At 46.7% G+C, this 12,517-nt stretch carries 11 protein-coding genes; 6 read left to right on the top strand and 5 right to left on the bottom strand.

The genetic code is table 11. The features are described 5' to 3' along the window. Positions 1–132: 132 nt before the first annotated feature. The 4 genes from FIV04_RS00450 to FIV04_RS00435 all read left to right on the top strand — a co-directional run bounded on the left by FIV04_RS00450 (position 133) and on the right by FIV04_RS00435 (position 6,095). The gene (locus FIV04_RS00450; RefSeq protein WP_152467948.1) at positions 133–696 is read left to right on the top strand and encodes a DUF4124 domain-containing protein; all 564 of its coding nucleotides are present in this window, start codon (positions 133–135) and stop codon (positions 694–696) included. 168 nt (positions 697–864) lie between these two features. Then, on the top strand, positions 865–1,941 hold the full coding sequence (glnL, locus tag FIV04_RS00445; RefSeq protein WP_032551088.1) for a nitrogen regulation protein NR(II): 1,077 nt from the start codon (positions 865–867) through the stop codon (positions 1,939–1,941). Positions 1,942–2,053: 112 nt separating this feature from the next. Beyond that, entirely contained in the window at positions 2,054–3,454 is a 1,401-nt protein-coding gene (gene glnG / locus FIV04_RS00440; protein WP_152467947.1) for a nitrogen regulation protein NR(I), read from the top strand. A gap of 106 nt (positions 3,455–3,560) precedes the next feature. Then, complete coding sequence (locus tag FIV04_RS00435; RefSeq protein ID WP_152467946.1) at positions 3,561–6,095, top strand: EAL domain-containing protein; 2,535 nt, start codon at positions 3,561–3,563, stop codon at positions 6,093–6,095. A 92-nt stretch (positions 6,096–6,187) separates the two neighbouring features. Here the strand turns inward: FIV04_RS00435 and hemN are convergent, their stop codons facing one another. The 5 genes from hemN to FIV04_RS00410 form a co-directional block, all read right to left on the bottom strand. Continuing rightward, the gene (gene hemN / locus FIV04_RS00430; RefSeq protein ID WP_032551084.1) at positions 6,188–7,579 is read right to left on the bottom strand and encodes an oxygen-independent coproporphyrinogen III oxidase; all 1,392 of its coding nucleotides are present in this window, start codon (positions 7,577–7,579) and stop codon (positions 6,188–6,190) included. 240 nt (positions 7,580–7,819) lie between these two features. Then, positions 7,820–8,308, bottom strand: a complete 489-nt coding sequence (locus FIV04_RS00425; protein WP_152467945.1) for a DUF2489 domain-containing protein — start codon at positions 8,306–8,308, stop codon at positions 7,820–7,822. 6 nt (positions 8,309–8,314) lie between these two features. Next, positions 8,315–8,866: a Der GTPase-activating protein YihI gene (gene yihI, locus FIV04_RS00420; RefSeq protein WP_032551082.1), complete on the bottom strand. Its 552-nt coding sequence runs from the start codon at positions 8,864–8,866 to the stop codon at positions 8,315–8,317. Then, positions 8,866–9,504: a class I SAM-dependent methyltransferase gene (locus FIV04_RS00415; RefSeq protein ID WP_152467944.1), complete on the bottom strand. Its 639-nt coding sequence runs from the start codon at positions 9,502–9,504 to the stop codon at positions 8,866–8,868. The genes yihI and FIV04_RS00415 overlap by 1 nt, the downstream gene beginning before the upstream one ends. A gap of 559 nt (positions 9,505–10,063) precedes the next feature. Continuing rightward, complete coding sequence (locus tag FIV04_RS00410; RefSeq protein WP_032551078.1) at positions 10,064–10,681, bottom strand: cytochrome c; 618 nt, start codon at positions 10,679–10,681, stop codon at positions 10,064–10,066. Between the two features lie 148 nt (positions 10,682–10,829). On the opposite strand from FIV04_RS00410, the gene yihA reads away from it, so the two are divergent. Together yihA and FIV04_RS00400 are read left to right on the top strand one after the other, a co-directional pair. After that, positions 10,830–11,489, top strand: a complete 660-nt coding sequence (yihA, locus tag FIV04_RS00405) for a ribosome biogenesis GTP-binding protein YihA/YsxC (protein WP_152467943.1) — start codon at positions 10,830–10,832, stop codon at positions 11,487–11,489. Between the two features lie 255 nt (positions 11,490–11,744). Beyond that, complete coding sequence (locus FIV04_RS00400; protein WP_253895388.1) at positions 11,745–12,326, top strand: GTP-binding protein; 582 nt, start codon at positions 11,745–11,747, stop codon at positions 12,324–12,326. The last annotated feature ends 191 nt before the right edge of the window (positions 12,327–12,517 follow it).

Genomic DNA, 12,517 nt, shown 5'->3' with positions numbered 1-12,517 from the left:
ATTAGGCTCGCCTCGCAGGCGGGCCTTTTTTATATTCCTCCTCCCGTATTCGCTTCGTACCATTCCCTATCAAACCAGCTCATTCCGACTGCTACAACGCATGCATTCACAGCATCTGAAAAGGTCATCATCATGAAAGCGATATGGATATTAATTGGGGCAATATTCTCAGGTATGCTGAGTGCTCAAACGGTCTACACCTGGGAAGACGACAATGGTGTGCTGCACTTTAGTGATACACCAGACAACAGCAAAGCCAAGGCACTGGACCTACCCGATGTTCAAGCTGTGGCTCCGGCCCCTAAATTTGATAGCGCCTCACCAGTTGACCTTAAACCTACAGAGCCTTTGCCTGCAGCCACTTCCACTCAGGAAACGCCTACGTCAGATAAGCCTGATACTCCGCCTCCGCTCATACTGACTTTAATCACTCCTCAGCATGACCAGGCCTTACGCAGCAATCGAGGTTTGATTGCGATTGAAATAGAGCTCAACCGAAAACTGGGTATTGGGGAGCAGCTGCAGTTAATGCTAGACGGGCGCCGTTATGGTGCACCACAAACCACATCAACATGGGCACTAAAAAACATCGATCGTGGTGCACATACCATTGCTATTCAAGCACATAGAAGCGGCAAGCTTATTGCATATACTACTCCAGTCACTGTGTTTTTACACCGTGCAACGATCAAGTAGGCCAATGTGCACAAAACAAGCCCAGTTTGTCTGTTTTTCACCGGATACTGACCACTTTAAGGCAACAGATAGGAATTATCTTTAGCTTCTGGTTGAGATGCGCCATACTTGAACTTATCAACGCACCAATTTGGTGCAAGGAAATAATCTCAGTTCAAGGATGCAACAGTGAATCGATCAGCGCAGAGCGACAGCATAGAGACACATCAATTATCTAACGCCATACTCGACAATATGGTGACGGCCACCTTGATGCTCGATGAGCAGCTCTATGTGCGTTATGCCAATCCGGCTGCCGAGCAGCTGTTCTCACAGAGTGCCAAACGCATTGTTGATCACCCACTCAGTCAACTCATTCAGCATGCGTCTCTCGATCTCGCACTACTTACACAGCCTCTGCAGAGTGGTCAAAGCATCACTGACAGCGACGTAACCTTTGTCGTCGATAACCGCCCGCTAATGCTGGAAGTCACCGTCAGTCCAATGACTTGGCAGCGTGAGACTCTGCTGTTGGTAGAGATGCGCAAGATAGACCAGCAAAGACGCCTCAGCCAAGAGCTCAACCAGCATGCCCAGCAACAGGCGGCCAAGCTTTTGGTGCGCGGTTTAGCCCATGAAATTAAGAACCCACTCGGTGGGCTACGCGGCGCGGCACAACTTCTAGGGAAAATGCTGCCAGACCAATCCCTGAACGAATACACCCAAATTATTATCGAGCAGGCCGACCGTCTAAGAGCATTGGTCGACCGCTTACTTGGCCCACAAAAGCCGGGTAAGAAAAGTGAAGAGAACCTCCACCAAATTCTGGAGAAGGTGCGTCAATTGGTGGAGTTAGAGTCAGGCTCTTCATTGGTTATTGAGCGCGATTATGATCCGAGCCTGCCAGACATCTTGATGGACTCAGCCCAAGTCGAGCAGGCGATGCTCAACATTGTGAGCAATGCTGCGCAGATATTGAGCTCACAAGAATCGGGCAAAATCACCATTCGCACCAGAACGGTGCATCAGGCGAACATTCATGGGCAGCGACACAAACTCGCGGCACGTATTGAGATCTGCGACAACGGGCCGGGCATCCCAGATGAACTCAAAGATACCCTCTTTTATCCAATGGTCAGTGGACGAGAAGGCGGTACAGGCCTTGGATTATCAATCTCGCAAAACTTGATTGACCAACATAACGGCAAAATTGATGTAGAGAGCTGGCCGGGGAACACCACCTTCACCATTTATCTACCGATTTAATAGATTTATCGACATCACCAGAGAGCTGCTTGGGTGGTGTTGGCAACAAGATATAACAGCATAAAAACAACAATGATCATCACAATAGAATTGGCTGCAAAGGAATGGAACTATGAGTAAAGGATATGTATGGGTCGTCGATGACGACAGCTCTATCCGCTGGGTCGTTGAGAAGACGCTCTCTTCGGCGGACATTAAATGTGAAACCTTCGCGGATGCAGAGAGCGTGCTCATGGCACTGGAGCGCGAAATTCCTGATGTCTTAGTCTCAGATATCCGCATGCCGGGTATCGACGGTATCGAGCTACTTAATCAAGTTCAGCAGCGCTCACCGGATCTGCCAGTCATCATAATGACCGCACACTCGGACCTCGACGCAGCGGTTAACGCTTATCAGAAAGGTGCTTTCGAGTATCTTCCAAAACCATTCGATATCGATGAAACCCTAACTCTGGTTGAACGTGCGATTGCCCACAGCCATGAGCAAAAACGCGAACAAGCCAATGAAGTTGTCGATACCGACGCACCAGAAATCATTGGTGAAGCACCGGCAATGCAGGAGGTTTTCCGAGCCATCGGTCGTCTGTCTCGCTCTTCAATTTCTGTGTTGATCAATGGCGAATCAGGGACAGGTAAAGAGCTGGTTGCCCACGCCCTACATCGCCATAGTCCACGCGCGACTAAACCGTTTATCGCCCTCAACATGGCCGCCATTCCAAAAGACTTGATCGAATCAGAGTTGTTTGGTCACGAAAAAGGCGCGTTTACCGGTGCCAATAGCGTGCGCCAAGGTCGTTTCGAACAGGCTAACGGCGGCACCCTGTTCTTGGATGAGATCGGTGATATGCCACTCGACATCCAAACGCGTCTATTGCGTGTGCTTTCAGATGGACAGTTCTACCGTGTTGGTGGTCATTCCGCGGTGAAGGTCGACGTTCGTATCGTTGCAGCAACCCACCAAGACTTAGAACGTTTGGTACACGAAGGCGACTTCCGTGAGGATCTGTTCCACCGTCTCAACGTCATTCGTATCCATATCCCAGCACTGCGCGAACGTAAGCAGGACATCGAAAAACTAACGCAGCACTTCCTGAGCTCAGCTGCAGAAGAGCTTGGCGTTGAGGTGAAAGCGCTTCACCCAGAGACCATCGCTAAGCTTAACCAACTCAACTGGCCAGGTAACGTGCGCCAACTAGAGAATATCTGTCGCTGGCTGACAGTAATGGCGAGTGGTAGCGAAATACTGCCATCAGATCTTCCGCCAGAATTGCTCGAAGAGAAAACGGTTACCACCAGCGATAGCGGGGATAGTTGGCAGAATCTTCTAGCGAATTGGGCAAAATGTGCGCTGGATTCAGGAGAAAAAGAGCTGCTCTCTTATGCGCTTCCAGAGTTTGAACGTATACTACTTGAAGCGGCTTTGAACCATACTAATGGTCACAAACAAGATGCTGCGAAAGTGCTCGGTTGGGGACGAAATACCCTAACTAGGAAGCTAAAAGAGTTGTACTAGCTTAGATATGCTCAAAATTGCAGTTACTTTTTAATCAAAAAAGTGTCGCTTGACTGGGATGGAGTCGGTACAATTACAGTACAACATACAAAAGTTTTAGTCGTCGATGTCCATAAAAACCCAAATTACACTCAGAACCGCAGTGGTTTTGCCGTTCGTGATGATTTTTCTCTTCACCATCGGTGTAATGGTTTTTACTCAGAAGAGCAGTTATGAGGAAATGGTTCGTGATGTCAGTGCGCGTCAATTAACGTCACTGACAGAGAATGTTCACAAGAGCCTAGCTGAATTCCTAGAGAAGCCCTTTCACGCAAACCTGTCTCTAAGTCATAACATTGGATATCACCAACTCTACCACCCAGGTAACCTACGTGAAGTTCAAGACTACATTCTGCAGAGCTTCTCTGGGCATTTCTCGACCATCGAACAACTGGATGTGATCGGCTTTGGTTCTGAAGACAGTAATTACGTTGGCTTTCGCAAAGAGGCCAATAACGGCTATACACTGATGGTTCAAGATGACCGCACTCAGAATCAGTTGGTCATCTATCGTGGCGGAAAAATCAGTGACGACATTCGCTCTGTTATCTCGAATTACGACCCACGCGTTCGTCCTTGGTACACACCTGTTGCGCACAAAACCAAGCCTGCATGGTCAACGATTTACACCAACGCTGATGAAAGACAGGAGATCACACTCTCTGCCCTTGCACCGATTTACGACCAAGGTGAGTTTAAAGCGGTCATCGTTAGCGACATTAAGATCGACACCTTCAATGCCTTTCTCAAACAGCTAAAAGACAAGACTAACGCCTCGGTTTACATCATGGACAAAGAGCAGCGTATGGTGGCGCACTCTGATGGTGGCAGCGTGGTCTCTTGGGGTAATACCCGCCACTCCGATCGCGGTGAAAGACTGCTAGCATCGGAGAGCCCGAACCCAATCATTCGCGAAAGTGCCTCCCACGTCGACCAATTCCACCTAACGGATGATCAGCAAGTACACCGCTTTAGTTTCGACCTCGACGGTGAGCGCTTCTACAACCAGATCACCCCCTATTCTGATGAACACGGTATTACATGGTTCATTGGTATGTCGATTCCTAAAACCGATCTACTGGGTAAGCTGCCGGAGAATCAACGTAATAGTTGGCTTCTGGGTTTACTGCTGAGCTTTGTAGGCATCACTCTAGGACTACTGGCATTTAATCGCGTTACCCGACCAATCACCTCAACTGCAGATGCAGCCAAACAGCTCGCGAAAGGCGATTGGGAAAGTACTATGCCGCGACCGGGCAACATTTACGAAACCAGTATGTTGGTTGAGGCGTTCAATGAGATGACCAATAACCTCAAGTCCTCATTCAATGCGCTGCAAACCCAGCTTACCTATGACTCACTGACTAAGCTGTATAGCCGTGAAGGTATAGTGGATGCTGCGAAAAAGCTCAACATCGCCAATACTGGCACCCTGTATCTGGTGGGTATTGACCGCTTCCGCGACATCAACGACAGCCTTGGACACTACAATGGTGACCAACTGCTGATCATCGCTGCAGCTCGCCTGCGAGGTATCCTGCCAGATCACTACTTATTGGCTCGTACAGGTGGTGATGAATTCGCTATCTACGCACCGGATGTGACAGGCCAAGAGGAAGTGGGCCTACTAGCAAACCGACTGCTACAGACCTTCGCCTCCCCTTTCTGTATGGAATCAGAAAATGTGGTGATCAACATTTCAATTGGTATTGTTCAGCAGTGCGAAGACAGCGATATGACCCTGTGGCTGCGTAACAGCAGTATCGCTTTGAGCAACGCAAAACAAGACAAGGCGCGCTTTAGCATCTACAGCCCTGAAATGGCTAATGCCTCAAGACATCGTACAAAGATGTTGGCTCGTATCAATAAAGCGATTGAGAAGAAGCAGTTTGAACCCTTCTACCAGCCAATCATCGACCTAGAAACAGGCACAACCATTGGTGCAGAAGCACTGGCTCGTTGGGTAACGGAGCAAGGTATCATCGCACCGTTGGAGTTTATCCCATTAGCGGAAGAGACCGGACTTATCAGTGATATCGGCCAACAGATTCTGCACAAATCCTGTCGTGATACTGCAATCGCGATTGAAAGCGGCATGTGGTCTCCTGATTTCTCAATTCACGTTAACTTAGCCGTTGATCAGCTGAGCCAAGCAGGCTTTGTTGAGCAGGTAAAAACCACGCTGCGCGATACTAAGCTCCCAGCTCGTAATCTCACCTTGGAGATCACCGAGTCGCGCATCGTCGATAACGACCCAACCATCATTGAGAATATGTTGGCTCTTAAGGCTCTGGGGATCTCAATTGCGATTGATGACTTTGGTACTGGCTACTCTTCGCTAGCCTACCTGCAAAAGCTGCCATTTGATTGTTTGAAGATCGATCGCAGCTTCGTCAATAAGCTAGAGAAAGAGAACCTTGATAGTTCAATCGTGGCTGCGATTGTGAATATTACTCGCGGCTTTAAAGTGAACTTAGTGGCTGAAGGCGTGGAAACCCAACAGCAGGCTGATTTGCTTAAGCAGCTGAAATGCCCACAAGCACAAGGCTTCCTTTACAGTCGCCCGGTGCCATTCGATGAGTGGCCGCATCAGCAGAATTAGCAGCAGTATTGCTCGTGATAAGATAAAAAATGCCAGCATCTCAATGCTGGCATTTTTGTTAGAAAAACAGATATTGTAAAAACAGAGCTCGCTTAGATAACGCGAGAGAACTGCTGCTGACGCGCCTTGGCACGCAGATACTTATCGAAACACATACAGATGTTACGAATCAATAGTCGACCACGCAGGGTTACACGGATCTCTTTGTCATCCACTTCAACTAACTCATCGTTAATGAAGGTTTGCAGTAGCTCTAAGTCTTCTTTGAAGTAGCGATTAAAGTTCACTGAGAATTCAGACTCAATCTGGGTCTTATCCAGTTTAAAGTTACAGATCAGCTGCTTAATCACTTCACGACGCAATAGGTCATCGTTATCCAGTGCCACACCCTTCCATAGAGCATGACGAAGTTCGTTCACTTGAGCGTAGTACTTCTTCAACTCTTTCTGGTTCTGAGCGTAAGCGTCACCCACCATAGAGATAGCCGATACACCAAAGCCAATCAGGTCACACTCACCTTGTGTAGTGTAGCCTTGGAAGTTGCGGTGAAGAATGCCTTCACGCTGTGCTACCGCTAGCTCATCTTCAGGTAGAGCGAAGTGGTCCATCCCGATAAACTGGTAGCCTGCGCCAGTTAGCGTCGCGATGGTGTCTTGCAGAATCGCCATCTTCTCTTCTGCTTTTGGTAGATCTTCGTCTTTAATCTTGCGCTGAGCCGCAAACAGTTGAGGCATGTGGGCGTAGTTAAATACCGATAGACGACCCGGCTTCATCTCGAGCACTTGCTTCAATGTTTCAGCAAATAGCGCTTGAGTCTGCTTTGGCAGGCCGTAGATAAGGTCAAGGTTGGTTGAGCGGAAGCCAAGGTCTTTGGCACGCTGCACCATAGCAATAATGAACTCTTCATCTTGCTCACGGTTAACCAGTTTCTGTACTTCTTTGTTGAAGTCCTGAACACCAATACTCAGACGGTTAAAGCCTTCACTGCGCAGGTGGTCAAGCATATCTAGCTCAATCTCACGCGGGTCAACTTCAATACTGATCTCCGCATCTTGAGTAAAGTTGAACTCATCGCGCAGGATCATCATCAAACGAGTAATTTGTGCTTTGCTCAAGAAGGTTGGTGTACCGCCACCAAAGTGCAGTTGTGTCACTTCACGCCCTTGCAGTAGTGCAGCGCGTTGGCGGATCTCATGCTCAATGACATCCAGATACTCATCAGCCTTATGCGAGTGACGAGTGATCACCTTGTTACAACCACAGTAGTAACAAAGCTTGTGACAAAACGGGATATGTACGTAAAGAGAAAGCGGGCGCTCAGGGTACTGAGTACACGCCATGTCATAATCAGAGACCGTGAAAGCTTCATGGAACTCCAACGCAGTTGGATAAGAGGTGTAACGCGGACCAGAATAGTTGTACTTGTCTAAGATGGCTTGATCCCAAACGATTTGCTGGCTCGTTACTGCTGGCTTGCTCGACATGATGGTATTTCCAATTTAGATTCGTGAATACTGATGTACTCTCAAATCATTTTACATACATTAAAATATAGACGGGTTATTTTGCCACACGACTTGTAAGGACGTTTGACCGCTAATCGCTTTTTGAACACCAATGCTCAAAATTGATAGCTTGATCACTAACCGACTTAGGGGATGTAAGATAACACAAGGGTAAGAGGGCTTATTTGATGTGACACCACACCACATAAGCCCTTTTTATTAGATCATCTGAATGTTGATTTGGTTATTAAGCGGTTTTACTTTCTTCTGTAACTGCTTCAACTCTTCAATGATGGATTCGTTCAAGCGTGACTCGGCTTTTTGTCGAGCCAGATTCTGCTTCATACGCTCTCGCTTCGGAAGATTTTGTCGATCTTCACCACGCGCCATGTCCTTAACCACATGATACAACTCAGAGGTCGCAGGGTATTCGGCGTCGAAATCGACACGTTCATCGCCCTGAACAAAGTCCATGATGTTATACACGCGGATACTAATCTCTGACAAATCACACTGACCTTGAATGCCGGCAAGACATAAGGTGTTCACGTTGTCGAAGATGTTCGCGTTACGCTTCTCGATGGCCAGAGCTTTATGGTGCTTTTGCAACTCCGTCTGCTTCTTCACTTGAAGTAGAAGGTAACCTGCGTAACAGCCCAAGCCAAGAACGATAATTCCGCCAGCAATTGCTAATAAGGTTACATTCATAGGTTCTTAGCCTTTAAAGTTATCGAGATCGATGTCTTCAAACTGCGACAGTAGGTCTTCATCTGAAGAGGCTTTCTTAGATACAGACTCAGGCAGGTCATCAAACACCTCTTCCTCTTCTGGCTCAAGTAGTCCTAGGCGATCCATTAGGAACTCAATGCGATCCAACTTCTCGTCTACCAGTTTCTGTAGACCAGCACCCAAGTTTTCGCCCGCTTCTAGACGGTCAAGCAAGGTGTTCAGTTGTGCATCGTTCTCAAGCATCTCTAGCTCTTGTTCAAACGACAACTTACGCTCTTGTTTGGTTGGCTTCTTAACCGGTTCGATCACCAATGGAATCTTTTTCTTGCTGCCTAGACGTGGGTCGCGGTTTTGTGCAGCTTTACGCTGTTTCGCTTCGCCACCGTCTGAGTGACGGCTACCTGATTTTAAACCTTTACGTTTCTTCAGGCGCTTACGCTCACGTCCCTCAACATCCGATTCGCTACGGTTGCGAGTTACGATCACTTCAGGAGCACCGTAAGCTCCTGGCTTTCTTGATTTTTTGCTACGGCTCATTACTGGGTCTTCCTCAGTAAAATTACATCATTTCCAACAAATTCGAGTTCGAGCTTATCCCGCTCAGCCAAAAACTGGAATGTTTGGCGGCTAAAAAAGACCACATGCGTCGGATCATTCTTATAGTGCCAACCAGCAAACGCGTCCACGTCAATTACTAGCTTGGTCATAAGACCAATCCAGCCCTCTGGCTTAACTAAATTCAACCATTGCTGCCACACCTTATCGGGTTCATAAAGATGTTCAATCACCTCGGTGGCAGTCATAAAGTCATACGTCTTATCGAGAACGGCGCGTTCTGGATGATAGTAGATGTCGTACAACTCCATGGTGTGTCCAGCTTCTTCTAACATGATAGATAGCGTAGGGCCTGGGCCACAACCAAAATCTAACCCGTGTGAGTTAGATGAAATTCTGTCTGTTAATGGGTCGGCAATGCGCGACAAGAACTTACGATAGCCAGCATCACTGGGATCATTCTCATGCAGATCGTAGTGTGCTTTCTCTTCGCTTGCTTCTAACCTTTGGTCAGGTTTTACAAATACCAACTCACATTGCTGACACTGCAGATACTCTCTGCGTTTGTCTTCAAAGTAGTGATGCACATCGTGATGATGGCATAAGGGACAAGTATACATAGCACATCCTTAAACAGGGATGCGAAACATACCAGAAAGTGCGTTTAGAGTGGAGAGATATTGGGTGTTTTTTCATCAAATCAATAAAAAAAGCGATAGGAAAACCTATCGCTCTCTAAATCTGCCTATATTGGCCAAAATTTGCATACTCAACTTGGTACACAAATCTCCATTTGTTATTGGTGCTTTCCTTGCCAAATTTGTTTTTTGTTCATCACCCTGATGAATTTTGGCTATCCGTTTCTAACACCTTGTCGCTGGGCTATCCTAGCCTGATCCTTTTCTGTCTATACCATTAGACTAGACGATCATCCATATCGATTTCAGCTCCAAGCTGATGGCGCATACTTTACTCACTTATCAAAAAACGACAAGAGCGCGACTTCACACTTTTTGTACAGCTCTTGAACACCCATAAAGAATGCCAATTTGATCACACCATACATAATGCAAGGTTATACAAAAGACAACGCCCCAGCCAATCATGGCCAGGGCGCATCCTAAATCTTGCTCGAACGTACATTTCTTTGCTCTTAATTAAGAGCGAGAAACCGACAAATTAGTGTAGACCACCAACGTACTTCGATAAGGTTTCAATATCTGCGTCTGTTAGCTTTTTAGCTACATCACGCATCATCGCGTTCATGTCGTTGTTACGGCTACCATCGCGGAATTTCTCAAGCTGTGCTTTGATGTATTCTGCATGCTGACCAGAAATCTTAGGGAAACCAGATAGCTCTGTACCGTTACCACGAGGGCCGTGACAAGCAATACACGCCGTTACGCCGCGTTCAGCGTCACCCGCTGTGTATAGAACCTTACCCTCTTCTACTACGTTTTCTGGCGTAGAGTTGTTAGAGATAGGCAGAGATGCGTAATATGCAGCTAGGTCAGCCATGTCTTGTTCAGACAGAGGCATCGCCATTGCACCCATTACAGGTTCATTACGACCTTGTTTACCACCACTAGTCATACCTAACTTGAGATCTTTTAACTGCTTCTCAAGGTATTTCTCATGTTGACCAGCCAGTTTAGGGTACTGTGTGATCAGACTGTTGCCGTCAGCACCGTGGCAGGCAACACATGTTTGTGATTTGGCTTTACCAGCTTCAATACTACCTTGAGCCCATACTGAGCAGCTGGCTAATAGACTCAAAATTAGCGCTAATTTCTTCATGACATTCCATTATAATTATCAAGCTTCCAGTACCACTCTATGTTGCCACTCATGGTACAATAGGCGACCTTATGCCGAGCACGGTTATTTTACACAAATTCACAAAAAAGTAATCAATCGACTACACAAAGTCGAGATGGAGTTAACAGTGAGCGTAAAAATTCATTATCAAAACACGCATTTCATTACCAGTGCACCTGATATTCGTCACTTACCAGAAGACGAAGGGATCGAAATTGCGTTCGCAGGACGCTCCAATGCTGGTAAATCTAGCGCACTAAATCGCGTGACAAACCAAAAAAGTCTAGCGAAAACCAGTAAGACCCCAGGTCGTACTCAACTGATCAACCTGTTCAAGGTAACTGATGGTTGTCATATTGTCGATTTACCGGGGTACGGCTTCGCGCAAGTACCACTAGAAATGAAGAAAAAGTGGCAGAAGTCGCTAGGTGAATACCTTCAAAAGCGTGAATCGCTAAAAGGTTTGGTGGTATTGATGGATATCCGCCACCCAATGAAGGACCTTGACCAACAGATGATCTACTGGGCGATTGATAGCCGCATTCCAGTACAAGTTCTGCTAACTAAGGCCGACAAGCTAAAACAAGGCGCGCGTAAAGCACAACTACTTAAGATTCGTAAAGATGCACAATCTTTTGGTGGTGATGTTGCTGTTGACGTATTCTCGTCGCTAAAAGGCATCGGCGTTGACCAACTACGCAGCAAGATGGACGAATGGTTCGCACCTGCGCTTGCTGAGCAAATGATCGATGAGCTTGCAGAAGAAGAGCGCAACGACGAAGCTTAAAATAGACACATTCGTTAGCTTTGATGAATAAAAGACTTACCCTGCTTATATAAGCGGGGTATTTTTTTACCTAATTTTAATCGGTTAGCACTCTGAAGTGAGCCATACTGAAAGTCAGAAATAGAATAAATAGATGATAACAATAGTTAGATCGCTGTTATCTAACTTAATAATGGGAAAGGAAAGCTCATGTTAAAAAAATGGACACCACTGCGACTTTTGGCCCTTGTCAGTTTGCTGTCACCGTTGTTGTTAATGCCACTATCGCTGCATGCTGAAGAGACCCAAGCTCCGCCGCCAGCTCTAATGAATGTCGACATGACTCTCGATCTCGATGGTATGGAGAAATACGCAAAAGAAGCCAGCCAGTCGCTACAAGTCATTTCAGAGTCACTGCAGTCCATCGTCAATAACCCAAATCTCAGTGAAGACCAACAACAGGCGCTCAATGAAACGATCGCCAGCATTAACCAATTGAGCGCATCCACAACTCAATCGCTCAATCACCTTCCCGAAGTATTTGAACACTCACGAATGACCTTCCAACAGACCAGCCAAACCCTACTTGACGATATCCAAAGCAAAATCTTGATTGCCTTAATCGCTATCGTTGGCGTCATCATCTTGGCTTTGATTGCTATCTATCTACTGATTCTGAAACCGATGCAACACACCCTCGTCCAAGCCACCAGCAATATCTCGGCGATGGCGCAATCCATCCAGATCACCGCAGAAGCATTGAAATACAGCACCGACAAACAACAGTACTTAATGGAAGCCATTGATCAGAAAAGCGATGCTAAGAAAGAGTTAACGACTGAAGAGCAGAACAAATAAAGCAGCAACAATAACGAAATCGCTGCACACCCCAGACTTAACAAGGTTATTTTCCCAGATAAAACAAGGCTAAATGGCTTTGATGAAAAGTTACATTTTGATCGCTTTATTCCACAAACATCAAATCATAGTGTATTTGTCGATGAGACTGTTTTGGAGCAGATAGATAAGCGAAAGGTGAGTTAGGACAC

It is taken from the genome of Vibrio sp. THAF190c, from assembly GCF_009363355.1.
Classification (GTDB): Bacteria; Pseudomonadota; Gammaproteobacteria; order Enterobacterales; family Vibrionaceae; genus Vibrio; species Vibrio fortis_A.
This window is presented reverse-complemented; position numbering and strand designations above follow the sequence as displayed.